The organism is Micromonospora sp. FIMYZ51, assembly GCF_038246755.1.
GTDB lineage: Bacteria > Actinomycetota > Actinomycetes > Mycobacteriales > Micromonosporaceae > Micromonospora.
On record NZ_CP134706.1, the window covers coordinates 3,389,005 to 3,415,181 of the forward strand.

General features: G+C 70.7%; 27 protein-coding genes. 21 read left to right on the plus strand and 6 right to left on the minus strand.

Features of this window, described 5'->3' with window-relative positions:
- The first annotated feature begins 115 nt into the window (after positions 1-115).
- From QQG74_RS15355 to QQG74_RS15365, 3 genes are read left to right on the plus strand one after another with little or no spacing between them, the layout of a single operon-like run.
- A complete protein-coding gene (locus tag QQG74_RS15355) occupies positions 116-706 on the plus strand; it encodes a dihydrofolate reductase family protein (protein ID WP_341720966.1) in 591 nt (196 codons plus the stop codon).
- A gap of 14 nt (positions 707-720) precedes the next feature.
- The gene (locus QQG74_RS15360) at positions 721-1,059 is read left to right on the plus strand and encodes a YciI family protein (RefSeq protein WP_341720967.1); all 339 of its coding nucleotides are present in this window, start codon (positions 721-723) and stop codon (positions 1,057-1,059) included.
- Positions 1,056-2,276, plus strand: a complete 1,221-nt coding sequence (locus QQG74_RS15365) for an RNA polymerase sigma factor (protein ID WP_341720968.1) — start codon at positions 1,056-1,058, stop codon at positions 2,274-2,276. Before QQG74_RS15360 ends, QQG74_RS15365 begins: the two co-directional genes overlap by 4 nt.
- A gap of 126 nt (positions 2,277-2,402) precedes the next feature.
- Here QQG74_RS15365 and QQG74_RS15370 read toward each other — a convergent pair whose 3' ends face one another.
- Positions 2,403-3,575, minus strand: a complete 1,173-nt coding sequence (locus QQG74_RS15370) for an MFS transporter (RefSeq protein ID WP_341720969.1) — start codon at positions 3,573-3,575, stop codon at positions 2,403-2,405.
- 41 nt (positions 3,576-3,616) lie between these two features.
- On the opposite strand from QQG74_RS15370, the gene QQG74_RS15375 reads away from it, so the two are divergent.
- Complete coding sequence (locus tag QQG74_RS15375; RefSeq protein WP_341720970.1) at positions 3,617-4,072, plus strand: MerR family transcriptional regulator; 456 nt, start codon at positions 3,617-3,619, stop codon at positions 4,070-4,072.
- Between the two features lie 50 nt (positions 4,073-4,122).
- Here the strand turns inward: QQG74_RS15375 and QQG74_RS15380 are convergent, their stop codons facing one another.
- Entirely contained in the window at positions 4,123-4,899 is a 777-nt protein-coding gene (locus tag QQG74_RS15380) for an SDR family oxidoreductase (protein ID WP_341720971.1), read from the minus strand.
- 298 nt (positions 4,900-5,197) lie between these two features.
- On the opposite strand from QQG74_RS15380, the gene QQG74_RS15385 reads away from it, so the two are divergent.
- The 13 genes from QQG74_RS15385 to QQG74_RS15445 all read left to right on the plus strand — a co-directional run bounded on the left by QQG74_RS15385 (position 5,198) and on the right by QQG74_RS15445 (position 17,671).
- Positions 5,198-5,662, plus strand: coding sequence for a universal stress protein (locus tag QQG74_RS15385; protein ID WP_341720972.1), 465 nt, complete (start codon positions 5,198-5,200; stop codon positions 5,660-5,662).
- Between the two features lie 165 nt (positions 5,663-5,827).
- A complete protein-coding gene (locus QQG74_RS15390) occupies positions 5,828-6,409 on the plus strand; it encodes a M23 family metallopeptidase (RefSeq protein WP_341721245.1) in 582 nt (193 codons plus the stop codon).
- Positions 6,410-6,729: 320 nt separating this feature from the next.
- Positions 6,730-8,265, plus strand: coding sequence for an ABC transporter substrate-binding protein (locus QQG74_RS15395; RefSeq protein WP_341720973.1), 1,536 nt, complete (start codon positions 6,730-6,732; stop codon positions 8,263-8,265).
- 18 nt (positions 8,266-8,283) lie between these two features.
- Entirely contained in the window at positions 8,284-9,228 is a 945-nt protein-coding gene (locus QQG74_RS15400; RefSeq protein ID WP_341720974.1) for an ABC transporter permease, read from the plus strand.
- The gene (locus QQG74_RS15405) at positions 9,225-10,118 is read left to right on the plus strand and encodes an ABC transporter permease (protein ID WP_341720975.1); all 894 of its coding nucleotides are present in this window, start codon (positions 9,225-9,227) and stop codon (positions 10,116-10,118) included. The genes QQG74_RS15400 and QQG74_RS15405 overlap by 4 nt, the downstream gene beginning before the upstream one ends.
- On the plus strand, positions 10,115-11,104 hold the full coding sequence (locus QQG74_RS15410; RefSeq protein WP_341720976.1) for an ABC transporter ATP-binding protein: 990 nt from the start codon (positions 10,115-10,117) through the stop codon (positions 11,102-11,104). The genes QQG74_RS15405 and QQG74_RS15410 overlap by 4 nt, the downstream gene beginning before the upstream one ends.
- Entirely contained in the window at positions 11,101-12,159 is a 1,059-nt protein-coding gene (locus tag QQG74_RS15415; protein ID WP_341720977.1) for an ABC transporter ATP-binding protein, read from the plus strand. Before QQG74_RS15410 ends, QQG74_RS15415 begins: the two co-directional genes overlap by 4 nt.
- An 84-nt stretch (positions 12,160-12,243) precedes the next feature.
- Positions 12,244-12,735: an Rrf2 family transcriptional regulator gene (locus QQG74_RS15420; protein ID WP_341720978.1), complete on the plus strand. Its 492-nt coding sequence runs from the start codon at positions 12,244-12,246 to the stop codon at positions 12,733-12,735.
- A 280-nt stretch (positions 12,736-13,015) separates the two neighbouring features.
- Positions 13,016-14,002, plus strand: coding sequence for a sulfate ABC transporter substrate-binding protein (locus tag QQG74_RS15425; protein WP_341720979.1), 987 nt, complete (start codon positions 13,016-13,018; stop codon positions 14,000-14,002).
- Positions 13,999-14,847, plus strand: a complete 849-nt coding sequence (gene cysT / locus QQG74_RS15430; RefSeq protein ID WP_341720980.1) for a sulfate ABC transporter permease subunit CysT — start codon at positions 13,999-14,001, stop codon at positions 14,845-14,847. The genes QQG74_RS15425 and cysT overlap by 4 nt, the downstream gene beginning before the upstream one ends.
- Positions 14,840-15,676 (plus strand): sulfate ABC transporter permease subunit, encoded by an 837-nt coding sequence (locus tag QQG74_RS15435; protein ID WP_341720981.1) that lies wholly within the window; start codon positions 14,840-14,842, stop codon positions 15,674-15,676. The genes cysT and QQG74_RS15435 overlap by 8 nt, the downstream gene beginning before the upstream one ends.
- On the plus strand, positions 15,673-16,653 hold the full coding sequence (locus QQG74_RS15440) for a TOBE-like domain-containing protein (RefSeq protein ID WP_341720982.1): 981 nt from the start codon (positions 15,673-15,675) through the stop codon (positions 16,651-16,653). Before QQG74_RS15435 ends, QQG74_RS15440 begins: the two co-directional genes overlap by 4 nt.
- A gap of 478 nt (positions 16,654-17,131) precedes the next feature.
- Complete coding sequence (locus QQG74_RS15445; protein WP_341720983.1) at positions 17,132-17,671, plus strand: flavin reductase family protein; 540 nt, start codon at positions 17,132-17,134, stop codon at positions 17,669-17,671.
- Positions 17,672-17,875: 204 nt separating this feature from the next.
- Here QQG74_RS15445 and QQG74_RS15450 read toward each other — a convergent pair whose 3' ends face one another.
- A complete protein-coding gene (locus tag QQG74_RS15450; protein WP_341720984.1) occupies positions 17,876-18,574 on the minus strand; it encodes a TetR/AcrR family transcriptional regulator in 699 nt (232 codons plus the stop codon).
- 83 nt (positions 18,575-18,657) lie between these two features.
- Between QQG74_RS15450 and QQG74_RS15455 the strand changes: the two genes are divergently transcribed.
- The gene (locus QQG74_RS15455) at positions 18,658-19,644 is read left to right on the plus strand and encodes an NAD(P)-dependent alcohol dehydrogenase (protein WP_341720985.1); all 987 of its coding nucleotides are present in this window, start codon (positions 18,658-18,660) and stop codon (positions 19,642-19,644) included.
- On the opposite strand, the gene QQG74_RS15460 is transcribed toward QQG74_RS15455, so the two are convergent.
- The 3 genes from QQG74_RS15460 to QQG74_RS15470 form a co-directional block, all read right to left on the minus strand.
- Positions 19,641-20,567 (minus strand): carbohydrate kinase, encoded by a 927-nt coding sequence (locus tag QQG74_RS15460; RefSeq protein ID WP_341720986.1) that lies wholly within the window; start codon positions 20,565-20,567, stop codon positions 19,641-19,643. The two genes, QQG74_RS15455 and QQG74_RS15460, sit on opposite strands and share 4 nt — an antisense overlap.
- Before the next feature lie 10 nt (positions 20,568-20,577).
- Positions 20,578-21,528 (minus strand): glycosyl hydrolase family 32, encoded by a 951-nt coding sequence (locus QQG74_RS15465; protein WP_341720987.1) that lies wholly within the window; start codon positions 21,526-21,528, stop codon positions 20,578-20,580.
- A gap of 105 nt (positions 21,529-21,633) precedes the next feature.
- Positions 21,634-22,659 carry a LacI family DNA-binding transcriptional regulator gene (locus QQG74_RS15470; RefSeq protein WP_341720988.1) on the minus strand — a complete coding sequence of 342 codons (1,026 nt, stop codon included), beginning with the start codon at positions 22,657-22,659 and terminating at the stop codon, positions 21,634-21,636.
- Positions 22,660-23,023: 364 nt separating this feature from the next.
- Here QQG74_RS15470 and QQG74_RS15475 point away from each other — a divergent pair, with 364 nt between their 5' ends.
- From QQG74_RS15475 to QQG74_RS15485, 3 genes are all read left to right on the plus strand, one after another.
- Positions 23,024-24,385 (plus strand): extracellular solute-binding protein, encoded by a 1,362-nt coding sequence (locus QQG74_RS15475; RefSeq protein ID WP_341720989.1) that lies wholly within the window; start codon positions 23,024-23,026, stop codon positions 24,383-24,385.
- Positions 24,386-24,456: 71 nt separating this feature from the next.
- A complete protein-coding gene (locus tag QQG74_RS15480) occupies positions 24,457-25,350 on the plus strand; it encodes a sugar ABC transporter permease (RefSeq protein ID WP_341720990.1) in 894 nt (297 codons plus the stop codon).
- Between the two features lie 2 nt (positions 25,351-25,352).
- Positions 25,353-26,174: a carbohydrate ABC transporter permease gene (locus QQG74_RS15485; protein WP_341721246.1), complete on the plus strand. Its 822-nt coding sequence runs from the start codon at positions 25,353-25,355 to the stop codon at positions 26,172-26,174.
- Positions 26,175-26,177: the final 3 nt, after the last annotated feature.

The window sequence follows — 26,177 nt, forward strand, 5'->3', positions numbered from 1 at the left end:
GGTCACGGCTACCGTTCGGATGAGTTTCCAGCTGCGTTGTCGATCCGGCGACGGGTCGTTCGTGTAGTGGATGACGGGTCGGCGCTGGGCTGGCCCCGCACGCAGGGAGCGCGCGATGGGCATGCTGGTGGTCGTCGAGAACGTGACGCTCGACGGGGTGATGCAGGCACCTGGCGGGGTGGACGAGGACACCCGGGGAGGCTTCCGGCACGGCGGCTGGGCCCACCCGTACGCCGACCGCGTGATGGCCGAGACGATGGGCAGGGGCATGAGCGACGACGGCGTGCTGCTGTTCGGTCGCCGCACCTACGAGCAGTTCCACGGCTTCTGGTCGAAGCAGACGGACGGCAACCCGTACACCGAGGTGCTCAACCGCAAGCGCAAGTATGTCGCCTCGCGTACGGCGGTTGAGCCGTTGCCGTGGGAGAACTCGTTCCTGCTGACGGGGGAGGCGACCGAGGCCGTGGCCGCGCTCAAGCGGGACGTCGAGGGCGATCTGGTCGTGCTCGGCAGCGGCGAGCTGGTGCGGTCGCTGGCCAGGGCGGGTCTCGTCGACCGTTACATGTTGTCGATCCACCCACTCACGCTGGGCGCGGGCAGCAAGCTGTTCGCCGACGGCGAGCAGGCGTACGGCAGGTACGAGTTGGTGGAGGCCATCCCGACCACGACCGGCGTGATCATCGCGACGTACCGCCCGACCGCTTGAGGGGATCCCACCAGATGAGGCAGTACCTGCTCAGTGTCTACCAGCCCGACGGCGACGCTCCGCCGCCTCAGGTCCTCGACCCGATCATGGCCGACCTCGCTGCCCTGGCCGAGGAGATGAAGGCCGCCGGCGCGTGGGTCTTCGCCGTCGGTCTGCACCCGGCCAGCACCGCGACGGTCGTGCGTGACCGCGACGATCAGGTGCTGCTCACCGACGGGCCGTTCACCGAGGGGAAGGAGCACCTCGGCGGATTCACCGTGATCAACGCACCCGATCTCGATGCCGCCCTGGCCTGGGGTGCCCGGATGGCCCGCGCCTCGACCCTGCCGGTCGAGGTGCGACCCGTCGCGTGAACGGCGGCGACATCGCGCGGATCTTCCGCGCGGAGTACGGCCGGGCCGTCGCGGCGCTGGTCCGCACCTTCGGCGACATCGACGTCGCCGAGGACGCGGTCCAGGACGCGTTCACCTCGGCCGTGCGACGCTGGCCGGTCGACGGGCTGCCACCCAGCCCGGCCGGCTGGATCATCACGGCCGCCCGTAACCGGGCCATCGACCGCCTGCGGCGCGAGTCGACCCGGGCCGACCGGCACGCCGAGGCGCTGCGGTTGCATGCGCCGGATGACGCATCCGATCCCGGGCAGGAGGGCCCCGTGCGCGACGACCGGCTCCGGCTGATCTTCACCTGTTGCCATCCCGCGCTCGCGCCCGCCACCCGCGTCGCGCTCACCCTCCGGCTGCTCGGCGGACTCAGCACCGCCGAGATCGCGTGCGCGTTCCTGGTACCCGAATCGACAATGGCCCAGCGACTGGTCCGGGGCAAGGGCAAGATCCGCGACGCCGGCATCCCTTACCGGGTGCCGCGCGATGCCGATCTTCCCGACCGCCTCGGCGCGGTCCTCGCCGTGGTCTACCTGATCTTCAACGAGGGCTACACGGCAAGCTCCGGAGACCACCTCGCACGCGACGAACTGAGCGCCGAGGCCGTACGCCTGGGCCGTCTGCTCGCGGCGCTGATGCCCGACGAGCCGGAGGTGCTCGGCCTGCTCGCGCTGATGCTGTTGATCGAGTCGCGGCGGGCGGCGCGAACCGGCCCGGACGGCGAACTCGTGCGCCTCGCCGACCAGGACCGCACACGCTGGGACCGGGCACTGATCGCCGAAGGCCAGGATCTGGTCCGGCGGTGCCTGCGCCGTGACCGGCCCGGTCCGTACCAGATCCAGGCCGCCGTCAACGCGGTACACAGTGACGCCGCGAGCGCCGCAGCCACCGACTGGCGGCAGATCCTGGCGCTCTACGACCACCTGACCGCGCTGACGCCCAGCCCGATCGTCGCGCTGCATCGCGCGGTGGCGCTGGCCGAGGTGCACGGGCCGGCTGCCGCACTACCCCTGGTGACCGCCCTCGCCGGCCTCGACCGCCACCATGTGTTCCACGCCGTGCGCGCCGACCTGCTGTCTCGGCTCGGGCATGCCGAGGATGCCGCAGTGGCCTACCAGCGCGCCGCCGCACTCACCGACAACGCCGCCGTGCGTCGCTTCCTCAACACCCGCGCCGCCCTCCTGACCTGACTCACCCCGCAACCGGCCCGGCAGAGATCGGGCGCTCGCCGGTGAGAGGTTCGGCCGGGGTGCCGGCACGCCCAGCCGGCGTGGGCACCGCAAGCGGCCCGGTGCCCACGTCGCGCATCCGCATTCTCACCTGGGAGGCAGCGCTGCCGGCGTACGCCCGGTCGGGGTGGCGGTCCGGGCGAGGCCGGCGGCGACGGCGGTCGCGGCCAGCACGGAGACGGCGGCGACCGGGCCGATCCAGGCCGGGCCGAGACCGACCGCGAGCACCGCGCCGCCGAGCGCGGCACCGAGGGCTCCGGCGGCCCCGGCGACGGAGATGTTGACGGCCGCGACCAGGCCGGTGGTGGCCGCGTCGACCTGGCCCATCAGCCAGGTCTGGACCAGCGGTACGACCAGGAACGCCGCCGCACCGAGCAGCGCCAGGCCGACAAGTGCCAGCGGCGCGACGGGCAGCAGCAGCGGCTGCGCGAGCAGGATCAGCGCCAGCGCGCCGAGGGCGGCCGGCAGCCGGCGGGTGATCGTGCCGGGGCGCACCCGGCCGGCGAGCAGGTTGCCGGCGATGGTGCCCAGGCCGTAGCCGACCAGGCCGATGCTGACCCAGCCGGGGCTCAGCCCGGTGACGCTGCGCAGCATCGGGGCGACGTAGGTGAAGGCGGCCACGAAGCCGGTAAGCGTCAGCAGGGTGACGCCGAGGCCGGCGACGATTGCGGGACGGGCCAGCGCGGCGAGGCTGTCCCGCACTCCGGCCGGCGGCGGCGCGGCGATGCGGGGGCAGCAGACGACGACGCCGAGCAGCCCGACGGCCGCCATGCCGGCGACGACCACGAAGGTGACCGGCCAGCCGTACGCCTCGCCGATCAGGCTGCCCACCGGCAAACCGAGCACGGTGGCCAGGGCGAACCCGCCGAACACCCGGGCCACCGCGACGGTCTGCCGCTCGGGCGGCACGGCGGCCATGGCCACCTGGGAGGCCACCGCCATGAACAACGCCTGGGCCAGCGCCGAACCCAGCCGGGCCGTCAACAGCATCGGGTACGACGTGGCCATGGCGCTGGCCACCGCCGACAGGGTGGCCAGCGCCATGGTGCCGGCGAGCAGTTCCCGGCGCGGCAGCCGGCGGGTCAGCACGGCGGCCACCGGCCCGCCCACCGTCACCACGATCATGTACGCGGTGACCAGTTGGCCGGCGGCGGGTACCGACACGCCCAGGTCGGCCGCGACCTGGGGGAGGAGGCCGACCAGCACGAACTCGGCGGTGGCCACGGCGAAGGAGCAGACGAAGAGTACATAGAGGATCACAGGCGGACGCTAAAGCCTGACATCGACGTTAGAGTCAAGCGATGCGGATCGGAGAGTTGAGCGCACGCACCGGTGCCTCGGTACGCATGCTGCGCTACTACGAGGAGCAGGGCCTGCTGACGCCCGTACGCACCGACTCGGGCTACCGGATCTACCAGGAGACCGACGTCGACCGGGTGGCCCGCATCCGGTGCATGCTTTCGGCCGCGCTGCCCTCCGGCGTGGTCGGGCAGGCGCTGAAGTTCCTGCTCGACGGGCGCGCGGCGATCCCCGACGAGCCGGCCGACCGGGCCTGCCTGGCCGACACCCTGCAAGGCGAGTTGGACCAGTTGACCGGCAAGATCGAGGCGTTGCAACACAGCCGCGACCTGCTCGCCACCATCGTCGCGGACATCCGTGGTGCGGTGGTGGGACCGGGGCGTCCCGGCGACGTGGGCCCGACGGTGGCCCGCCGATCCGTCCGTAAGGCGGGCCCGGCCCTCGGCCAGACCCGCTGAGCACGCCCGGTCTTCAGCGTTAGGAAGGGGCCCTTCCTATACACGAGGCGTTAATAGGGGGCCCTTCCTTGCGGAAGGCGGAGGCCGTGCATGCCGCCGTCGACGGCGAGCACGCTGCCGGTGGTGGACCCGGAAAGCGGACTGGCCAGGTACGCGACGGCGGCGGCCACCTCCTGGCCGGTGGTGAGTCGACCGGTGGGCTGGCGGGCCCGCAACGCGGCCAGTTCCGCCGCCGGATCGTCGGCGGCGGCGAGCAGACGGCGTACCCAGGGGGTGTCCGCCGTGCCGGGGTTGACGCAATTGACCCGGATGCCGTCGCCGATGTGGTCGGCGGCCATCGCCAGGGTGAGGGCCTGGACCGCGCCCTTGCTGGCGCTGTAGAGCGCCCGCTGGGGCAGGCCGAGCCAGGCGGCGATGGAGCCGATGTTGACGATCGCGGCGTGTGCCGAGGCCCGCAGGTGTGGCAGGGCGGCCCGGCTCACCCGGACGATGCCGAGCACGTTGACGTCGAGCACCCGGTGCCATTCGGCGTCGGAGTCGGCCTCGATGGTGCCGACCGCGCCGATGCCGGCGTTGTTGACCAGGATGTCGATGCCGCCGAGCCGCTGGTGTGCGGTGGCGATCGCGGCGCGTACCGAATCGTCGTCGGTCACGTCGGCGGCCAGGCCGAGCAGCGGTTCCGGTACGTCCTGCGGGTTCAGGTCCAGGCACGCCACCCGGGCACCCCGCTCGGCGAGCAGGGTGGCCGTGGCCAGGCCGATGCCGGACGCGCCACCGGTGACCACCGCAGCCAGCCCGGCGAACTCCCGCGTGTCCACGCCGGTCATGCCGGCGCCAACGGCTGACGTGTCGGGGTTTCCGCTCCCGGCCCATCCACTCGCAGCAGCTTCACCCGTCGCCCCCAGACGTCCTCTGGCCGATCAGCCTGCGACACGTCCGATGTCTATCAGGCGGTCGTGGCGCTTCACAAGGTCAACGGTCGACGGTGGCCGGCGAGCGGGTCAGCCACCGATCACCGCCCGGCTGGTCCGGGGCCGTTGGTCCCGACCTGCCGGGACTTCGGCCGCTGGTCCGGCAGCCGTGCCGGGGCTGCACTGGAAGGGAGGACGAAAGGGAGTGAGGACGATGACCTATCTGATCGTCGTGGGTGTGGACGGTTCCGACGGTGGCCGGCGGGCCCTGCGCTGGGCCGCGCGTGAGGCGGCCGAGCGCAACGGCGCCGTGCAGGCGGTCACCGCCTGGCGGTGGGACGGCCTGGACGGCGGCGCCATGGTCGCGCCCAACCCCGTCGAGGAGAAGGAACGGGCCGAGGCCCTGCTGGCCCGGGAGATCGCCGCGATCACCGGGGACGGCTCCGCGATCCCGGTGGCCGCCGAGGTTCTCGAGGGCCGTCCGGCCGAGGTGCTGACCGCCGCCGCGCGCAAGGCCGACCTGCTGGTGCTCGGCAGCCACGGCCACGGCCGGCTGCGGCACACCGTGCTCGGTTCGGTCAGCGAGGAGTGCGTACGCAAGGCCACCTGCCCGGTCGTCGTGATCCCGGTGCCGGCCCCGGCACCCACCGGTACCGCCGTGCCGGCCCTGCCGGGCTGAGCCCTGCGCTCGGCTGAGCCCTGCGACCGGCTGAGCCCTGCGGTCGGCTGAGCCCTGCGCTCGGCTGAGCCCTGTGGTCGGCGTCTTGCCGGCGTCTGCCATGCTTCGGCCGTGACCGGCCACCCCCGATCCCACCGCCGTAGCCGCCGGCGTCTGCTGCGCCTGATGCTGGTCGTCGGTGTGGTCGGGGTGCTCGCCGCCGCTGCCGCGTTCGTGGTGCCGCAGCTGTTGCCGGCGGGCCCGCGACCGTTGTTCCAGATGCCCGTCGCCTGCGGCGAGACCTGGCAGGTCGGCACCTATCCCGGCCACGGCGAGTACGACGTCGACTTCTTCCCCCTCCAAGGCGACCCCTGGGGCCAGCCGGTGCTCGCCTCGTACGCCGGCACCGTCACCGTCGCCGGGATCAACGGCTCGCTCGGTGGGCGTACCCCGGAGAATCCGGATGGCCCCCGGGGTCGCGGCGGCGGCTACTGGGTGAAGATCGACCACGGCGGGCGGTGGGAGACCCAGTACCTGCACCTGCTCGAACCGCCGCTGGTTGAGGTGGGGCAGCGGGTCGCCCAGGGCGAGCAGATCGGGCGGATCGGCAGCACCGGCAACTCCGGCGCGCCGCACCTGCACTACGAGCAGCGTCGCGGCTGGCAGAAGGTGGAGACCTGGTTCGACGGCCAGCCCTCCGGCATCACCCACGACGACGCCGAGTACACCTTGCGGCTGACCAGCAACAACTGCCCCGCCAGCGGATAACTGTCGTACCGCTGCGCTTGGCTGGCCGGCATGGGTGTGTTGTAGGGACACCCTGGCTTGGATCACCGCTGCCCAGTTGCCGGAGCTCTCCGCCAGCTGGGGGCAGACAAAGGAGCTTGCCCACCACGGCCCGCTGCCCGCCGAGGCAATGTCGCCGGTGATCGAGGAGGTTGCCGGCCTCGCCCGGCGGGCCCGGGACGCGGGCGAACACCTTTACTGCTGGTCCTGTCGGTAGCTGCAACAGAGCTGTGTCCTGCCGGCTGGCGGCTTTGCGGTTAGCGTGGGTCCGGCAGGAGGCAGCAGGATCGAGGGGGAGGACCATGTCCAGCACCAGATTCCGGTTGGCTGGCGCCGCACTCGCGCTGACGCTTGTCGCGGCGGCCGGATGCAGCGCGGGTGAGGGCGTCGACGTCGACGGGACGGACGGAGCCGCCGCCGGCGGGGTCCTCAACGCCGCCATCGGCGGCGAACCGGACCAGCTCGATCCGCACAAGACCTCCGCCTACTACAGCTTCCAGGTGCTGGAGAACGTCTACGACACCCTGGTCGAGCCGGACGCCAACCTGGAGATGAAGCCGGCGCTGGCCACCGAGTGGACCACAAGCGACGACCAGCTCACCTGGACGTTCACCCTCCGTGAGGGGGTGAAGTTCTCCGACGGTTCGCCGCTGACCGCCGAGGACGTGGTCTACTCCTACACCCGGATCATCGACGAGAAGCTGAACAACGCGTACCGGTTCGCCACCGTCAAGTCGGTGACCGCGCCCGACCCGGGCACCGTGGTCGTCACGCTCAACGCGCCGACGCCGAACCTGCTGGCCAACCTCGGCGGGTTCAAGGGCGTGGCCATCGTGCAGAAGTCCAACGTGGAATCCGGCGAGATCACCACCAAGCCGGTCGGCACCGGGCCGTTCGCGATCGGCAGCTACGCCTCCGGCGACAACATCCAGCTGGTCCGCAACGAGAACTACTGGGGTGAGCAGCCCAAGCTCGACGGGGTGCGGTTCACCTTCGTCAGCGATCCCACCGTGGCCCTACAGAACCTGCGCGGCGGCGAGGTGCAGTGGACCGACAACCTGCCACCGCAGCAGGTGCCGGCCCTGCTCGACGGCGACGATCCCACCGTGCAGTCGGTGCCGTCGACCGACTACTGGTACCTGGCGCTGAACCAGGCCCGCAAGCCCTACGACAACGTGAACGTGCGCCGGGCGATCGCGTTCGCGCTGGACCGGGAGGCGATCACCAAGGCCGCCAAGTTCGGGCTGGCCACCGTCAACCAGACCGCCATCCCGCGCGACAGCGCCTTCTACTACGAGTACGCCCCGTACTCGCACGACCCGAACCAGGCCCGGCAACTGCTCGACCAGGCCGGCGTCAGCGGGCTGACCATGGACCTGATGGTCACCAGCGAGTACCCGGAGACGGTCACCGCCGCGCAGGTGATCGCGTCGCAGTTGGAGGGCATCGGCGTCACCGTGAAGATCCGTACGCTGGACTTCGCGCAGTGGCTCGACGAGCAGGGCAACGGCAACTTCGACTCGTTCATGTTGGGCTGGCTGGGCAACATCGATCCCGACGAGTTCTACTACGCCCAGCACCACAGCGGCGGGACCTTCAACTTCCACAAGTACGACAACGCCGCAGTGGACCGGCTGCTCGACCAGGCGCGGACCGAGACCGACCAGGGCGCCCGCAAGCAGCAGTACGAGCAGGTCGCCAAGCAGATCGTCGACGACGCCAGCTACATCTACCTCTACAACCCGGATGTGGCGCAGGGCTGGTCCCGCCAGGTCTCCGGCTATGAGGTACGCACCGACCGGGCGATCCGGTTCCGCGACGTGGCGCTTGCCCGGTGAGCCGGCAGGGGACCTGGGATGGCCCGCTTCGTCCTCCGTCGGCTGTTGCAGTCCGGTGTCGTGCTGCTCGGTGTGACCCTTGTGGTGTTCCTGCTGCTGCAACTGGTGCCCGGTGACCCCGTCCGGGTCGCCCTCGGCACCCGCTTCGACCAGGAGACCTACGAGGCGTTGCGGGCCCGGGCCGGGCTGGACCAACCGCTGGTGGCGCAGTATTTCGACTACCTGCGTCGGGCGCTGACCGGCGACCTCGGGGTCAGCTTCCGCAGCGGCCGGCCGGTCACCGCGATCGTGCTGGAACGGCTGCCCGCGACGCTGTCGCTGGCGGTCACCGCGGTGCTGTTCGCGATGCTGATCGCCTTCCCGCTCGGCATCCTCTCGGCCATCCGCAGCGGCTCGCTGATCGACCATGCGGCGCGGGTGTTCAGCCAGTTCGGCGTTTCGGTGCCCGACTTCTGGATGGGCATCATGGGCATCCTGCTCTTCTCCGGGGTGCTCGGCTGGCTGCCGCCGTCGGGCTACGTTTCGCTCACCGAGGATCCGGGCAGGTGGGCCTCGCACGTGGCGCTGCCGGCGGCGACGGTCGGGCTGGTCACCGCGTCGATCCTGACCCGGTTCATCCGTTCCTCGATGCTGGAGGTGCTCTCGGAGGACTACGTGCGTACGGCTGAGGCGAAGGGGCTGCGCACCCGGGTGCTGGTGCTGCGGCACGTGCTGCGCAACGCGCTGATCCCGGTGGTGACCGTGGTGGCGGTGCAGTTGGCCAGCCTGCTCGGCGGCGTGATCGTGATCGAGGTGCTGTTCGCCTGGCCCGGCATCGGCCGGCTCACCTACGAAGCCGTGGACGCCCGCGACTATCCGGTGCTCCAGGGGGCGGTGCTGCTTGTGGCGGCACTGTTCCTGCTGGTCAACCTCCTGGTGGACATTCTCTATGCCCGCCTCGACCCGAGGATCACGGTCAAATGAGCGAGCACACCGCCAGCCGACGGGAGGGGCAGTTGCGCCGCGTCCTGTCGGCGCTGCGCCACGACCCGCTGGCCCTGACCGGCACCGCCGTGCTCGTGCTGTTGGTCGTGGTGGGCGTGGCCGGGCCGTGGCTGGCGCCGTCGGGCATCAACGAGGTGGACGTCGACCGGATGCTCCAGCCGCCGAGCTGGTCGCATCCGTTCGGCACCGACGAGTTGGGCCGCGACGTGCTCAGCCGGGTCATGATCGCCGCCCGGGTCTCGCTTCAGGTCGGTCTGGTCAGCGTTGGCATCGCCCTGCTGGCGGGGGTGACCCTGGGGCTGCTCGCCGGCTACTACCGGGGCTGGCTGGACAACCTGCTGATGCGCTGCATGGACGTGCTGTTCGCGTTCCCGGTGCTGTTGCTGGCGGTGGCGATCGTGGCGGTGCTGGGGCCGGGGCTGCTCACCGCGATGGTCGCGATCGGGGTGGTCTACACCCCGATCTTCGCCCGGGTCACCCGGGCCGGCGTGCTCTCCGTACGCGAGCAGGTCTTCGTCCGGGCCGCGGTCTCCATCGGCGCCTCCGACCTGCGGATCATCGGCCGGCACGTGCTGCCGAACATCGCCGCGCCGCTGATCGTGCAGACGTCGTTGTCGCTGGCCTTCGCGATCCTCTCCGAGGCGGCGCTCTCCTTCCTCGGTCTGGGTGTGCAGCCCCCGGAGCCGGCCTGGGGCCGGATGCTCTTCGACGGCCGGGGCTTCGTCACCGAGGCGTGGTGGCTGGGCTTCTTCCCGGGCGCCGCCATCTTCCTCACCGTCCTGGCGTTCAACCTGGTCGGCGACGCGCTGCGCGACGTGCTCGACCCCCGCCAGCTCACCGTCAGCGAAGCCAGGAGGAGCACGGCATGACCGACCCGGCCGTACTGGCCATCGAGGATCTCAGCGTCACCATCGGAACCCGGCGCGGACCGGCCCGGGCGGTGGCCGGGGTGGACTGGTCGGTCCGGGCGGGGGAGACCCTGGCCCTGGTCGGCGAGTCGGGCAGCGGCAAGAGCATGAGCGTGCTGGCCGCCACCGGCCTGGCGCCGCGTACCGCCCGGGTGACCGGACGGGTCCGGCTGCTCGGCACCGACCTCACCGAGTTGTCGACCCAGCGCCGTCGGCGGATGCGTGGACGGCACGTCGGTTTCGTCTTCCAGGATCCGATGACCTCGCTCAATCCGGTGCTGACCGTGGGCCGGCAGGTCGCCGAGGCCGGCGAGGAGCATCTCGGCCTGACCCGGCGCGCCGCCCGGACCCGCGCCATCGAACTGCTCGACCTCGTCGGCATCCCGTCGGCCGGGCAGCGGGTCGACGCCTATCCGCACCAGTTCTCCGGCGGCATGCGCCAGCGCGTGGTGATCGCCATGGCGCTGGTCTGCGAGCCCGATCTGCTGATCGCAGACGAGCCGACCACCGCTCTCGACGTCACCACCCAGGCCCAGATCGTCGAGTTGGTCGCCGACCTGCAACGGCGGCTGGGCACCGCGGTCGTCTGGATCACCCATGACCTCGGTGTGGTCGCCGGCATCGCGGACACGGTGGCGGTGATGTACGCCGGACGTATCCTCGAACAGGGGCCGGTGGACGCGGTCTTCGGCCAGCCGTCGCACCCGTACACTGCGGCTCTGCTCGCCGCCCGACCGGACCCGGCGGCCGGCGGCGGTGACCTGGACACCATCCCGGGCTCGCCGCCCAACCCGCTGGAACTGCCCGCCGGCTGCGCCTTCTGGCCGCGCTGCCCGGTCCGTGGTGACGCCCGCTGCGAGCACGAGCTGCCGCCGCTGGTCCCGGTCGCGCCGCAGCATCACGTCCGCACCTTCTACCCGCAGCGAGCCGACGGGGAGGACACATGAAGCGTGATGCGCAGAGCGCGCAGCTCACGCCGGAGGAGGGGGCACACGGTCGCCTGCCGAGACAGCGGGACTCGACCGACGTGGTGGCCGAACTCGACGAGTTGAAGGTCTGGTTCCCGACGCCGGCCGGTGTGGTGCGGGCCGTCGACGGGGTGTCGTTGCAGGTGCGTCGGGGCGAGACGCTGGGGCTGGTCGGTGAGTCCGGCAGCGGGAAGTCCACCACCGGGCTGGCCCTGTTGCGCCTGGTCGATCCCACCACCGGCAGCGTCCGGGTGGCCGGCGAGGACGTCACCCGGTGGTCCCGGGGACGGCTGCGCGCCCTGCGCCGCCGGGTCGCCATGGTGTTCCAGGACCCGCAGGCGTCCCTCGATCCGCGCCACACCGTCGGGTCGAGCATCGCCGAGCCGCTGGCCGTGCACCGGCTCACCGACCGGGGAGCGGCCCGCAAGCGGCGGGTGGCCGAGTTGCTCGACATGGTCGGCCTGCGCCGCGACCTCGCCGACCGGCACCCGCACGAGCTCTCCGGCGGCCAGCGCCAGCGGGTGGGTATCGCCCGCGCCCTGGCCGGCGAGCCGGACCTGATCGTCCTGGACGAGCCGATCGCCTCGCTCGACCTGAGCGTGCAGGCACAGATCATGAACCTGCTCCGCCGCCTGCAACGGGAGCTGGGGCTCACCTACCTGTTCATCGCCCACGACCTCGCCGCCGTCGAGCACATGAGCGACCGGATGGCGGTGATGTACCTGGGCCGGATCGTGGAGAGCGGTACGCCGGCCCAGATCTGGCGCGAGCCGGCCCACCCGTACACGGCGGCCCTGCTGTCGGCGATCCCGGTGGCGGACCCGCAGGTCGAGCGGGAACGTCGCCGGATCATCCTGCGCGGCGACATCCCCAGCCCGGTGAACCCGCCGGACGGCTGCCGGTTCCGGACCCGCTGTCCGCAGGCCCGACCCGACTGCGCCGACACCGATCCGGTGCTCGTCGAGGTGGGTTCCGGGCAGCACGCGGCCTGCCTGTACGCCCGGGAAGCCGTCCGCGCGATGCGGGCGGCCTGATCGACCATGTCTTGACGGACCGCCCACGCTTGACCAGTATTCCTATATGTCTGATGGATTATGTAGGGCACTGGGGGCGTAGTCGTGTACGTGTCGGCGCGATCGGACTACGCCGTACGGGCCATGCTGGCGGTGGCGCAGCATCATCCGGAGTTGGTGACGGCGGCGGTGCTGGCGGCCAGCCAGGACATCCCGTACTCCTTCCTTCAGGGCATCCTGCTCGACCTGCGCCGGGCCGGCCTGCTGCACAGCCTGCGCGGCTCCGACGGCGGCTACGCGCTGACCCGCGCGCCCGAGGACATCACGATCGGTGACGTGCTGCGGGCCACCGGCGGGGCGTTGACCACGGTCCGCGGCGCTCCGGCCGAGGTGGCGACGTATCACGGGGTGGCCGCCGGCCTGGGCGAGGTGTGGCTGTCGGTGCACCGCGCGATCGAGCGGGTGGTCGACCGGTCCAGCCTGGCCGACCTGCTCGCCCCGGCCGAGCGGTCGGGACGGGACGTGGCCGATCGGTGTGCACCCGTGCCGGAACAGGCCGAGAGCGGCGGCACGCGGTCCGGCTCGGTTAAGGCTTGAAAACCTGTCGAGTTAGTGGGATATTCGGTGCGCGGTCGCGCGGATGATCACGACTGTCGCGCCGCTCCACCGGGCGACGGCTGATTGCCGCCGGCACGGTGTTGCCGGTCGGGCATCGAGGCCCGGTCCGTGACCGCACTCCCGTCAAGGTTTTCTCGCTGGCAACTAAAACGGACATATTCCCTATTTAATCGGTAGGATTTATATAGTGCGGGCGCGCACTGGACGGAGGACAGGACCGAAGATGAGGCACCGGATCAGAACGGCCGCCGCTCTTGCCATGATCACTAGCCTGGCCCTGGCGGGTTGCGGGGGCGGGGACCAGGCGGCGGGCAGCGCCACCACGCTGAACATCATCGGTTTCGCGGTGCCCGAGGCGGCGAACAAGGCCATCGCCGCGGAGTGGACCAAGACCGAGGCGGGCAAGGGGGTCAGGTTCAAGACCTCCTACGGCGCCTCCGGAGACCAGAGCCGGGCGGTGGTGTCCGGCCTGAAGGCCGACTACGTCCACTTCTCGGTGACCAGCGACGTCACCCGCCTGGTCGACGCCGGGCTTGTCGATCAGAGCTGGGACGACGGCCCGACCAAGGGGATCGTCTCCTCCTCGGTGGTGGTGCTCGCGGTGCGCGAGGGCAACCCGAAGAACATCCAGGGCTGGGACGACCTGATCAAGCCGGGCATCGGCATCGTCACGCCGAACCCGGCCTCCTCGGGGGCCGCCCGGTGGAACGCCCTCGCCGCCTGGGGGCACATCGCCGCCAACGGCGGGACCGACGCCGAGGCCGAGCAGTTCCTCACCAAGCTCTTCGCCAACGTGGTGTCACTGCCCAACAGCGGTCGCGACGCCACCACCACCTTCCTCGGTGGCACCGGTGACGTCCTGCTTGCGTACGAGAACGAGACGATCCTGGCCCGTCAGAACGGCGAGAAGCTGGACTGGGTGCTGCCGGCGACCACGGTGCTTATCGAGAACCCAGGCGCGATCCTCTCCGACGCCGACCCGAAGGCCAAGGAGTGGCTGGACTTCGTGCTCGGCCCGCAGGGGCAGCGGCAGTTCGCGCTCACCGGCTTCCGGCCGATCATCGACGGCGTCGACACCAGCGGCATCGAGGGCGCGATCGACCCGAACAACCCGTTCCCCGCACCGCAGAAACTGCTGACCGTGGAGCAGGACTTCGAGAGCTGGTCCGCGCTGTCGAAGAAGTTCTTCGACGAGAACGACGGCATCGTCACCAAGGTCATCGCGGCCTCCGGGAAGGCGAAGTGACCTCGGCGACCCTCGCTGTGGACCGGCCGGCGGGCAACCGCCGGTCGGCCCGGGGCGGCCTGCCGCTGACCCGGGTCTCCGGGCTCGGGCTCGGCGTGGCGATGGTGTGGTTCAGCCTGCTGGTGCTGATCCCGCTGGCCGCCGTGGCGGTGACCGCGGCCGAGGGTGGGTGGGCCGGGTTCTGGCGGACGGTGACGAACGAGCAGACCGCCGCCACCCTCCGACTGACCGTGGGCACCGCACTGCTCGTCACGCTTGTCAACATCGTGATGGGCACCCTGATCGCCTGGGTGCTGGTGCGGGACCGCTTCTTCGGCAAGCGGGCACTGGAGGTCCTCATCGACATCCCGTTCGCGCTGCCGACGATCGTCGCCGGCCTGGTGCTGCTGTCGCTGTACGGGCCGGACAGCCCGCTGGGCGTGAACATCGCCAACACCAGGATCGCGGTCTTCCTCGCCTTCCTCTTCGTCACGTTGCCGTTCATCGTGCGCACCGTGCAGCCGGTGCTCGCCGAACTCGAACCGGAGACCGAGGAGGCGGCGGCATCACTCGGTGCGAGCCGGTTCACCACCTTCCGGCGGATCATCCTGCCGAGCCTCACCCCGGCCATCGCGGCGGGCGCCGCGCTCTCCTTCGCCCGGGCGGTCGGCGAGTACGGCTCGCTGGTGCTGCTCTCCGGCAACCTGCCGATGCGTACCGAGGTGGCCTCGGTACGCATCCTCAGCAGCATCGAGAACGACAACCCGCAGAGCGCCGCAGCCGTCGCGGTGGTGCTGCTGGCCGTGTCGTTGGCCGTCATCGTCGTTCTCGACGTCATCCAGCGGAGGGTGATCCGCCGTGGCTGAACATTCCGTCGTCGCCCGCAGCCGCACCGGCCGCGGTCCCGGGCGTCACCTGCTGCGCCTTCTCGTGACGGCGTACCTCTTCCTCCTGGTGGCCTGGCCGGTGTACCTGGTCGTCAGGAACGCGTTCGCCGACGGTCTGGGCAGCCTCACCGACGTCCTGACCGACCCGGACGTGACGCACGCGCTGCAACTGACAGTGGTGGTCGCGGTGATCGCCGTGGTGATCAACACCGTGTTCGGCGTCGGCATCTCGATCCTGCTGGTCCGCTACGACTTCCCCGGTAAGCGGGCGCTCAACGCCCTGCTCGACATGCCGCTGTCGGTCTCGCCGATCGTGGTCGGACTCGCCCTGGTCCTGGTCTACGGCGGCCGGGAAGGCTGGTTCGGCCCGGCGCTGGAATCCGCCGGCCTACAGGTCATCTTCGCCCTGCCGGGCATCGTCATGGCCACCGTGTTCGTGGCGCTGCCGCTGGTCATCCGGGAGGTCGTGCCGGTGCTGGAGGAGGTCGGCGACGAACAGGAACAGGCTGCCCGCAGCCTGGGCGCGAACGCGGTGCAGACCTTCCGCCGGATCACCCTGCCGGCGATCAAGTGGGGGGTGATCTACGGCGTGGTGCTCAGTCTCGCCCGCTCGCTTGGCGAGTTCGGTGCGGTGAAGGTCGTCTCCGGCAACCTGCTCGGCGAGACCCGTACGGCCACCCTCGTGGTCGAGGAGAAGTACCTGAACTTCGACAAGGGCGGCTCGTACGCCACCGCGTTCCTGCTCGCCCTCGTCGCCGTCGCCTGCGTCATCGTGGTGTCCGCCCTCAGGCCGAAGGAAGACCGTTGAGTATCGAGATTGTCAACGTCGGCAAGCGTTTCGGCGACTTCGTCGCGCTGGACAACGTGTCGGTGAGCATCCCGTCCGGACGGCTCACCGCCCTGCTCGGCCCCTCCGGCGGCGGTAAGTCCACCCTGCTGCGGATCATCGCCGGGCTGGAACGCGCCGACACCGGCACGGTGGAGATCGAGGGCGTGAACGCCACCGGACTGCCACCGCAGAAGCGCAACGTCGGCTTCGTGTTCCAGCACTACGCGGCCTTCAAGCACCTGTCGGTGCGGCGCAATGTGGCCTTCGGGCTGGAGATCCGTAAGCGCGCCAAGGACGAGATCCAGCGCCGGGTCGACGAGCTGCTCGCCCTGGTCCATCTGGAACAGTTCGCGGACCGGCTGCCGGCGCAGCTCTCCGGCGGTCAGCGCCAGCGGATGGCGTTGGCCCGGGCGCTGGCCGTCGAGCCGACCGTGCTGCTGCTGGACGAGCCGTTCGGTGCCCTGGACGCCAAGGTCCGCAAGGAACTGCGGGACTGGCTGCGCCGGCTGCACGACGAGGTGCACGTGACCACCGTCTTCGTCACCCACGACCAGGAGGAGGCCCTTGAGGTCGCCGACGAGATCGTGGTGATCAACGAGGGGCGGGTGGAGCAGATCGGATCACCCGATGAGCTGTACGACAGCCCGGCCAACGAGTTCGTCATGCGCTTCCTCGGCCCGGTCACCCAGCTCGGCGACCAGTTGGTCCGCCCGCACGACCTGCAACTGTCCACCGACATGGCGGGCGGCACCGGGTTGGTCGGCCGGGTGACCCGGGTGACCCGGATCGGCTTCGAGATCCGCGTCGAGGTCACCACCTCCGGCGGTCAACCGGTGACCGTGACCCTGACCCGCACCGAGTTCCTCGCCCTGAACATAGGACCCGACTCCCAGGTCCGCATCCATCCCGCCCCCATCCCCACAGCCACCACCCCCACCCTCGCCACCACCTCCTGACCGGTGCCGGCGCCCGTTGACCAAGAGCTTTGCGTCAGATACCGCGCGGAATCTGACACAGACCTCTTGATCGACCAGAGTGGAGGCAGCGCGCCGGCCTTGCCGGGGGCGGGTGGTGTGGTGTTCATTGGCAAGAGTGGAGGTGCGGGTGTGAGCGCGGCCACAGCGAGGGTGACTCTCCGGCAGCCCCGCGTTACGGTCCTGGCATGTACCGGAGCACGCGTCTCATCCGGCGTCGCTTCGTCGACTTCCTCCGGGTGTGCAGCAGCGCCTGTTGAGTCCGACGTCGCCGCCGAGCGACCCCGTCGTCCGGGTCGGCGTCCTGATCGGACATGTCGTCACCGGCCCGACGCCTCGACCGTCCTGCCCCGCACGACGCCCTGCGCCCGCGCGTGGCTGCCCGCGCTTGCCGCGATCTGGGCCGGCCACGTCCGATCCCGCCCAGCCCTGGCCCTGTCGACCCCCCGGGAGGACCCCGATGACCCTGTCCACCGACGATGCGTCGCCTGTCGACGCCGACGCCGAGGAGATCCGTAAGCTGCTGCGCCACCAGGCCAGCACCGTCACCGTGGTCACCGCGCCCGGAGCGCCGGCGGTCGGCTTCACCGCCACCTCCTTCACGTCGGTGTCGCTGTCGCCGCCGGTGGTGTCGTTCTGCCTGAACACCGGATCGTCCAGTTGGCCCACCGTGGCCGACACCCGGCACGTGGGCGTGCACCTGCTCGCCCACCACCAGACCGAACTCGCGCGTACCTTCGCCACCAGCGGCATCGACAGGTTCGCCGCGCCAACCAGTTGGCGGGTCGGGCCGCAGGGAGTGCCCATCCTGGACGGCACGCTCGCCTGGTTGCTGTGCCGCGTGATCGACCGGGTCACCGTGGGCAGCCACGCCATCGTGCTCGCCGAGCCGGAGCTGATCCGGCGCGCGGAAATCGGCTCGCCGCTGCTGTATCACCGGGGTCGCTACACCGGTCTGGCGCCGGGTACCGAGAGCTGGGTCTCCCGCGCGATCGCGTGACGTGCGCCGTACCCAGGCGCCCGGACAGGAGATCGCCGGATGCCCGTACGCCGGATTCGTCCCCTGCTCGCCGTCGCCCTGCCGATCCTGCTGCTCGTCGGTTGCTCCGCCGCGGTCACCGGTCCGTCCGCCGGTACCGCCTGCGGGACCAGAAGCTGGTCGCCGACCGGGTGGAGACCCCGTTCGTCGGCTCGCCGGAGACGGTCACCGGCCTGCTGAGCACCCTGCGCAGCCTTGGCCGCCGCGTTCCTGAACGCCGCCCTCCCGGTGACGTTCGAGGCTGTCGAGGATGAGGTCCAACCCGAACCCGAACTCGTTGGCGTAGCTGTAACCACCACCGACGACCTGCTGGGTGATCATTTCCACCAGGTGTGGGTACTCGTCGGCCGGCAGCGCGGATCGGATCTCATCGACGAAGCCTTCGGCCGTCTCGTTCGCGTCGAACGGAAGGTTGAGCTCGGTAAGCACGAAGCCGTACACGTAGGCGTCGATCGCGGAGAACGCGTGGGCAGCCAGGGCGACCGAGAAGCCGTTGCGCCGCAGGCAGCCGAGGACCGTGTCGTGGTGCCGGAGCAGGGCCGAGCCGGGTGAGCGGCGCGACTCGATGAGGCCCAGGGCCCAGGGATGCTGGGACAGGACCTGGCGACTCGACTCGGCCCGCTCGACCATCGCCTGCCGCCACGGCTGCTGCGGTTCGGGCAACTCGATCTGCGTGAAGATCCAGTTCGCCAGGCCGTCGAGTAGCGCATCCTTGCCGGCGAGGTGGTGATAGAGCGACATCGCCTCCACCCCGAGTTCCTTGCCGACGTTGCGCATGCTCACCTGGCCGACGCCGCCCCGGTCGGCGACCCGGACCGCCGCCTCGATGATGCGGTGGTGGGTGAGGGCTGGACGGCGCGCCATCACGAGTTCTCCGCTCCCGGTTGCCGACTTACGGGCGTAAGGCTAGCATCCCAGTCAGACTTACGACTGTAAGGGAGAGTCTCATGCGGGCAGCGGTGATCGATCGATACGGCGCACCCGAGGTGGTACGCGTCGCCGAGGTGGCCCGGCCCCGCCTGCGTGCCGGCCAGGTGCTGATACGGGTCAGGGCGGCGGCGGTGACCTCCGCCGACTCGCGTATCCGGGGCGCGCGGTTTCCGGCCGGGTTCGGCGTACCGGCCAGGCTGATGTTCGGCGTCGTCCGACCTCGCCGACCAATTCTCGGCGGGTCGTTCTCCGGCCTCGTCGAGCAGCTCGGCCCCGGGGTCGACGACCTGGCCCTCGGTGACGAGGTGTGCGGCATGACCGGCGTCGCGCTCGGGGCGCACGCCGAGTACGTGGCGGTGCGGGCCAACCGGCTCGCGCGCAAGCCCACCGAGGTCAGCCACGAGCAAGCCGCAGGGTTGCTGTTCGGCGGCAGCACGGCGCTGTTCTTCCTGCGTGACAAGGCGAATGTGGGCCCCGGCACCGCCGTACTGGTGAACGGCGCCTCCGGTGCGATCGGCACGAACGCCGTCCAACTCGCCCGGCACTTCGGCGCGACAGTGACCGCGGTGAGCAGCTCGGCGAACCACGAACTGGTCACCGGACTGGGTGCCGAGCGGGTCATCGACTACGCCGACGGGGGCCTCGCCGCCACGTCCGAGCGCTTCGACGTGGTGCTGGACGCGGTCGGCAACCTGTCGGTCGAAGCCGGCCGGCGGCTGTTGCGCACCGGAGGCCGACTGCTGCTCGTCGTCGCGAGCCTGGGGGAGACCATCCGGGCGCGCGGCAACGTGGTGGCCGGAGCCGCGCCGGAACGGGTCGCCGACTTCGAGTTCCTGCTCCGTCTCGTCGCCCGCGACGAGATCACCGTCGTGCTCGACCAGAGCCACGATCTCGACGGCATCGTCGAGGCCCATCGCCGCGTCGACACCGGCCACAAGGTCGGCAACGTCGTGGTACGCCCGTGCGGTCCGCAGGCGGCGACGACCGGGAGCGGGGCGGGCTAGGTTCGGCCGTTGCCCGCCGCCACGTCGTGCCGGTACGGCGGATCGGCGCCCGCGCGGGTGCAGGTGATCGCGGCGACCTCGGCGGCGTACCGCAGCGCGGTGGCGATCTCCGCGTCGGGCCGGTCCGGCGGGGCCTGCGACAGCCCGGCGAGCAGCCCGGCGGTGAACGCGTCGCCGGCCCCGATGGTGTCCACGACGTCGACGACCGGCGCCGGCTGCCGGAACGTACGCGCGCCGGAGACGGCGACCGCGCCCCGGGCGCCGAGCGTCGCCACGGCGAGGACGACGCCGAGTTCCTGCCAGTGCCGCAGCACGTCCTCGACCGGCCGGTCCGGGTAGAGCCAGCCGATGTCCTCCTCGCTGGCCTTGACCACGTGCGCCAGCCGCACCAGGTTGTCGATCCGGGCGCACGCCTCGGCGGGGGTGCCGACCAGACCGGGCCGGATGTTCGGGTCGAGGCTTACCAACGCGCCCCGGTCCCGCGCGGTGCGCAGGGCGTCGGCCAACCGGTCGGCGCCGGGAGCGCGGAACACCGCCAGCGAGCCGGTGTGCAAAATGCCCCGGCCGGTGAGCGCCGGGGCCAGTTCCTCGGCGCGCCACTGCCAGTCGGCGGTGCCCTCGACGTAGAAGTCGTACGTGGCCACCCCGGTGTCGGTGAGCGAGGCGATCGCCAGCGTGGCCGGATCTGCGGTGTCGACCGCGTGGCGCAGGTCGACGCCGTTGGTGTCCGCGTGCCCGCGTAGCCAGCGGCCGAAGCGGCTGGTGGAGAAGCGGGCGAGCAGCGTGGTCGGCACGCCGAGGCGAGCTAGCCCGACGGCGACGTTGAGTGGGCTGCCGCCCGGGTGGGCGATGAACCGGCCGTCCGGCTCCTGCACCAGGTCGACGACGGCCTCACCGAGCACCGTGACCGTCGCACCCGTCACGGGCTGCACCTCAGACACCGGTCGGCGCGGGAACTGCCGGCCGGGTGACCAGACCCGTGGCCGGCTCGTAGCGGACCGGGATGGGGTCGCTGAGTTCACCGACGAACCGGCCGTCGACGTGGTCGATGAAGCCGATCAGGGACCAGCCGTCACCGTCGGGCACCAGCCTGGGCGCGTACAGCTGCGGTTGGGCGATCGGTTGGGCGGACGCGACGTCCCACGGCCCCTGCACCGTCGGCGCGGGCACCGCCCAGAGTTGGTGCTCGGCGTCCCGGCCGGCGGCGACGGCGTTGGTGCAGAACAGCAGCAGTGGCTGCCCGTCCACGACGGCGACCTGGGGCACCTCGAGGTGGCCGAAGCCGGCCGGTGCGGAGAGCGGCGGCCGGACGGTCCAGTTGATCAGATCGGGGGAGGTGGCGTGGCCGACCACGCCTCGGGCGTCGGCCGGTCCCTGGTTGGCCCGGGCGGTGATGAGCATGTGCCATCCGTTGCCGGCCGGGTCCGGGAAGACCCAGGGATCACGCCACGCCTGTTCGTACCACATCTCGCGGTCGAGCAGTTCGTACCAGGTGGGGTCGGCCTCCACGAGCGGGCCGTCGCCGTGCCGGTGCCAGGTGACCAGGTCGTCGGAGACGGCCAGGCCGATGCGCTGCACCAGCCCGTCCTCCGCCCGCCCGACTCCGGTGTAGAAGAGGTACCACCGCTCGTCCGGGCCGCGTACGGTGCAGCCGGTCCAGGTGGCCAGGTCGTCCCAGCCGGTGTCGGCGGGCACGAGCGCGTCGGCGACGAGCTGCCAGGAGCGGAGGTCGGTGGAGACGGCGTGGCCGATCGAGGCGCGCCGGTGACGGCGGTGCGGGTCGAGCAGGGCCCGGGAGGCGCGCAGGAAGAACGCGTGCCACCGACCGGCATCGTCCTGGGCGTACCAGCTGTCCCACACCCAGTGGTCGGGCAGACGTAGCATGGCGGGCAAGGTATCACTAAATCGGTTTAGCTCGCGACCCGGGGTTGCTTCTCGAAAAACCGCGAGGCGCGAGACGTGGTCACCGTCGAGCGCGCTCGTCCGTCCTCACCTGGCGGGGGTGCTGACCGACCGGCGTCGGCGCAGCGGCATCGGTACCAGCACCGAGCCGCGACCGTCGTCGTCGAGCAGCAGCTCCACGGCCCGGCGCCCCATCTGCTCGTGCGGCAGCGCGGCGGTGGTGAGCCCGGGGCGCAGCCAAGAGGCGATCGGGTCGTCGTCGAAGGAGACCACCGAGATGTCGTCCGGAATGGTCAGGCCGGCCTCGCCGAGCGCCTGGTAGGCGCCGAAGGCGAGCCGGTCGTTCATGCAGATGATCGCGCTGGGCCGCGCCGCCTGGCTGAGTAGCGCACGGGTCGCGGCGTAGCCGTGTTCCGGCAGCCACTCCGGGCAGAAGACCTCGGTGAACAACGTGACGTCGGCGGCGGCGAGGGTGTCCCGGATGCCGTGCAGCCGCGCCTCCGCCGCGAGCGAGATCTCCGGATCGCGTTCTTTCTGCCGGTTGCGCCCGATCAGCGCGATCCGGTCGCGATGGCCCAGCGCGAGCAGTGCCTCGGCGACCGTCGCGCCGGCGCCCTGGTCGTCCGGGAGCACGCTGGGCAGCTGCGTCGCGCTTGTGGCGTTGAGCAGCACCACCGAGGCGCCGAGGATCGCCGACGGCACCGCGAGCCGGCGGGTCGCCATGGCCGCGTAGATCACGCCGTCGACCTGGCGGTCGAGCATCGCCTCGATCGCGTACTGTTCGAACGTCGCGTCACCCTGGGTCTCGGTGATGAGCAGCACGTGGTCGCGCTCGCGGGCGGCATCCAGCGCGCCCCGGATGAGGCCGCCGGCGAAGCGGGTGGTGGCGACGATGTCGGAGACGAACGCGATGGTGGCCGTCTTGCGGGTCCGTAAACTGCGCGCGGCGATGTTGGGCCGGTAACCGAGTTCCTCCGCCGCCGCGAAGACGCGTTGGTGCGCCTCCGCGGAGAGTCGGGTGCCCTCCCGCCCGTTGAGCACCATCGAGGCGGCGGTCTTGGACAACCCTGCCCGCCTGGCGACGTCTGCCAGGGTTGCTCGGTCGCGGCCCATGAGTCCTCCGATCGCGGCCGGTCGTTTCGATGCCGCAGTTGCACCCATCATGATGGGTGGTGTCGCCGGGCTGGTCATCGGTGGGCGGCCGGAGTCCACCGAGTCCGTCTCGTGAACCAGTCGTTTCCGGACCGTTGCCAACTCCTCCTTGACAGTCCCAAGCATCACGCGCATGCTCTGCTAAATCAGTTTAGCGACGAGGTTCAGCCGCTGGCGGAGGCGTTGTCCGCCAAGTCTTCATTGGGAACGCGAGCCACGCAATCGGCGCGCGACGTCCGACGCGACCGGCCCGACGGCCGGGGCCGGTGGACGCCGACCGGCCGCCGATCGGCCCGGTTCGCGGACGAGTTCAAGGAGCATTGAGGTGCCGGAGTTCTCGACCAGATTCAGCCGCCGCCGGCTGGCACTGTTGGTGCCACTGTTGGCCGCCGGCCTGACCATCACCGCGTGCAGCGCGCCCGGCTCCGAGCAGACCGCGTCGAACGACTCCGACGCCGAGGTCAGCACGGAACTGGGCACCGATCCGATCACCTTGGAGATGTACGCCGAGACCGGCTTCCCGCTGGCCAAGGCGCTCGCCGACGAGTTCACCAGGCAGCACCCGCACGTCAAGTTCAACGTCCGTGAGGACCAGTTCACTGTCATCGTGGAGAACGCGCCACGGGTGCTCGCCTCGGACAACGCGCCCGACATCATCCGGCTGCCCACCATGGTCGACCTGGTCAAGGACGGGCTGCTGAAGAACCTGGACCCGTACTTCGACGCGTACGGCTGGGACAAGTTCCCCGCCTCGCAGCTGGTCCAGCTGCGGCTCACCGACGGCGGCGCGGAGCGGGGCAACGGCTCGCTGTACGGCATGGGGCTCGGTTACAGCGTGACCGGCGTCTTCTACAACAAGAAGCAGGCCGAGCAGATCGGCATGACCCAGCCGCCGGCCACCATCGCCGAGTTCGAGGACCTGCTGGCCAAGGCCAAGGCGGCCAACCTGCTGCCGATCATGCAGTTCAACAAGAACACCGCCGGCATCAACTTTCCGCACCAGGCGCTACAGAACCAGTTCGGCGACCCGACCCAGATCGCGGACTGGATCTTCCAGAAGCAGGGTGCCACCTTCGACACCCCGGCCGCGCTCAAGGCGACCCAGACCATCCAGAAGTGGGCTCAGGCCGGCTACTTCCCGAAGGACGCCAACGCCATCGACTACACCGCGATGATGGGCGAGTTCCAGAAGGGCAACGGCGTGTTCATGTTCAACGGCGACTGGGAGTCGGCGAACCTGGACAAGAACATGGCCGGTGAGGTCGGGTTCTTCCTCTTCCCGGGTGAGACCGCCGACGCCAAGAAGGTGGCGATGTCCGCGCCGAACACCTTCGGGGTCGGTGCCCGGGGGAAGAACGCCGACGCCGCGGCCTACTTCCTGAACTGGGTGCACACCAACGACAAGGCCCGGGAGATCTCGGTGAACGTCGGTGGCTCGCACCCGGGCGGCCCGAGTGAGCTGCCGCTGCCGGCGGTGACCGACGGCACCGTACTGGCCGAGACGCTTAAGGCATCGCAGCAGCTCGGTGCCGACAACGGCGCCGTCGACTTCACCGCGAACGCCACCGGCGGTATCTTCGCCGCGGCCATCACTCCCGAGATGCAGAAGCTGATCGCCGGCCAGCAGACCCCCGAGGGGTACGTCAAGGCGGTCCAGGCCGAGTACGAGAAGGAACTGTCCCGATGACGTCTGCCCTTGGCAGCGCTCCCGCCGGGTCGGGCATCGCCCGACCCGGCGGGGGGACCCCCGATCAACCCGTGCGGCCCCACCGGAAGCGGCGGGGCCGCACGGCCCGGTGGATCGGCTGGCTCTGGGTCCTGCCCGCCCTGATCATGTACGCCTTCTTCGTGCTGCGCCCGCTCGCGCTGACCGTGCAGTACTCGCTCTACCAGTGGAACGGCATCGGCGCGGCCACCTGGGTCGGGCTGGAGAACTACCTCACCGTCTTCACCGACCGCGACCTGCTGAAGATCATCTCGAACGCGTTCATCCTGATCATCTTCTTCAGCTTCATCCCGGTCGTACTCGGCCTGCTGGTGGCCAGCCTGGTCCGGCGGATCACCACCGGCCCGGCCGGCACCGTGGTCCGTACCGTGCTCTTTCTGCCCCAGGTGATCCCGCTGGTGGCCGCCGGTATCGCCTGGAGCTGGATGCTCTCCAGCAGCGGCCTGATCAACCAGGCGATGCGCGCCGTCGGGCTGGACGGGCTCACCCGGTCCTGGCTCGGTGAGTTCAGCACCGCGCTGCCGGCGGTGGGCGTGATCGGCACCTGGGTCATGCTCGGCCTGTGCACCATCCTGCTGGTCACCGGCATGAGCAAGATCGACCCGTCGCTCTACGAGGCGGCGCGGATGGACGGCGCCGGCCCGATCCGGGAGTTCTTCGCCGTCACCCTGCCCAGCCTCCGCCAGGAGATCGGTGTCTGCCTCACCGTGACCGTCATCGCGGCCCTGGCCAGCTTCGACATCGTCTACATCTCCACCAGCGGCGGCCCGGGCATCCAGACCACCGTGCCGGGGCTGGAGATCTACCGGCTCGCCTTCTCCCAGCGACAGGTCGGGCTCGCCTCGGCCCTGGGCGTGGTGCTGATGCTGCTGGTCCTGGTCTGCGTACTGCCGATTCAGCGGCTGACCCGAGGGGAGAAGGCGTGAACATGACCAGTCGCGGTGAGCGGCTGACCGGACGCATCTTCCTGATCGCGCTTGTCGTCGTCACCCTGCTGCCGTTCCTGAGCATGTTGTCCGCGGCGCTGCAACCGCGCGGCACCGTGCCGACCGGCCTGGCCTGGCCGTCGGACCCCCAGTGGGGCAACTTCGCCGACGCCTTCACCGCCGCCAACATGGGCGCCCTGCTGAAGTCGAGCATGCTGATCGTGGCCGTGGTGGTGCCGGTCGGCGTACTCATCGCCACCATGGCCGGCTTCGGGCTCGGCCACCTGCGGGTGCCCGGCGGTCACATCGCGTTCGGCCTGCTGCTGCTCGGCCTGACCCTGCCCTTCGAAGCGGTGATCACCCCGCTGTACTACCAGATGCGGGACCTGGGTCTGCTCAACACCCGATGGGCGATCATCCTGCCGCTGATCGGCCTCTACATGCCGTTCGCGGTCTTCTGGATGCGGGCGCACTTCACAAACGTGCCGCCCGAGTTGTCCGAGGCGGCCCGGGTCGACGGCAGCAACACCTGGCAGCTGTTCTGGCGGGTGCACGTGCCGCTGGCCCGACCGGCGATCGCCTCGCTGACGATCCTGCTGTTCCTCTGGACCTGGAACCAGTTCCTGCTCGCCATCGTGATGGTCGACGATGCCACCAAACGGACCATGGCCGGCGCGCTTGGCGCGTTTCAGGGACAGTGGGGGACCGATCTGGTGCTGCTCTGCGCCGGGTCGCTGCTCATCCTCACCCCCACCCTCATCGTGTTCCTGATCTTCCAGCGACAGTTCATCAAGGCCCTGCTCCAGGGCTCCGTGAAGGGATAGCGA

What these genes read in the sequence shown, in the direction of transcription:
- QQG74_RS15415 (WP_341720977.1), top strand. Translation starts at nt 11,101, where the DNA reads ATGAAGCGTGATGCGCAGAGCGCGCAGCTCACGCCGGAGGAGGGGGCA.
- QQG74_RS15355 (WP_341720966.1), top strand. Translation starts at nt 116, where the DNA reads ATGGGCATGCTGGTGGTCGTCGAGAACGTGACGCTCGACGGGGTGATG.
- QQG74_RS15410 (WP_341720976.1), top strand. Translation starts at nt 10,115, where the DNA reads ATGACCGACCCGGCCGTACTGGCCATCGAGGATCTCAGCGTCACCATC.
- QQG74_RS15400 (WP_341720974.1), top strand. Translation starts at nt 8,284, where the DNA reads ATGGCCCGCTTCGTCCTCCGTCGGCTGTTGCAGTCCGGTGTCGTGCTG.
- QQG74_RS15385 (WP_341720972.1), top strand. Translation starts at nt 5,198, where the DNA reads ATGACCTATCTGATCGTCGTGGGTGTGGACGGTTCCGACGGTGGCCGG.
- QQG74_RS15390 (WP_341721245.1), top strand. Translation starts at nt 5,828, where the DNA reads ATGCTGGTCGTCGGTGTGGTCGGGGTGCTCGCCGCCGCTGCCGCGTTC.
- QQG74_RS15485 (WP_341721246.1), top strand. Translation starts at nt 25,353, where the DNA reads ATGACCAGTCGCGGTGAGCGGCTGACCGGACGCATCTTCCTGATCGCG.
- QQG74_RS15395 (WP_341720973.1), top strand. Translation starts at nt 6,730, where the DNA reads ATGTCCAGCACCAGATTCCGGTTGGCTGGCGCCGCACTCGCGCTGACG.
- QQG74_RS15405 (WP_341720975.1), top strand. Translation starts at nt 9,225, where the DNA reads ATGAGCGAGCACACCGCCAGCCGACGGGAGGGGCAGTTGCGCCGCGTC.
- QQG74_RS15455 (WP_341720985.1), top strand. Translation starts at nt 18,658, where the DNA reads ATGCGGGCAGCGGTGATCGATCGATACGGCGCACCCGAGGTGGTACGC.
- QQG74_RS15380 (WP_341720971.1), bottom strand. Translation starts at nt 4,899, where the DNA reads ATGACCGGCGTGGACACGCGGGAGTTCGCCGGGCTGGCTGCGGTGGTC.
- QQG74_RS15445 (WP_341720983.1), top strand. Translation starts at nt 17,132, where the DNA reads ATGACCCTGTCCACCGACGATGCGTCGCCTGTCGACGCCGACGCCGAG.
- QQG74_RS15360 (WP_341720967.1), top strand. Translation starts at nt 721, where the DNA reads ATGAGGCAGTACCTGCTCAGTGTCTACCAGCCCGACGGCGACGCTCCG.
- QQG74_RS15425 (WP_341720979.1), top strand. Translation starts at nt 13,016, where the DNA reads ATGATCACTAGCCTGGCCCTGGCGGGTTGCGGGGGCGGGGACCAGGCG.
- QQG74_RS15375 (WP_341720970.1), top strand. Translation starts at nt 3,617, where the DNA reads ATGCGGATCGGAGAGTTGAGCGCACGCACCGGTGCCTCGGTACGCATG.
- QQG74_RS15470 (WP_341720988.1), bottom strand. Translation starts at nt 22,659, where the DNA reads ATGGGCCGCGACCGAGCAACCCTGGCAGACGTCGCCAGGCGGGCAGGG.
- QQG74_RS15465 (WP_341720987.1), bottom strand. Translation starts at nt 21,528, where the DNA reads ATGCTACGTCTGCCCGACCACTGGGTGTGGGACAGCTGGTACGCCCAG.
- QQG74_RS15450 (WP_341720984.1), bottom strand. Translation starts at nt 18,574, where the DNA reads ATGGCGCGCCGTCCAGCCCTCACCCACCACCGCATCATCGAGGCGGCG.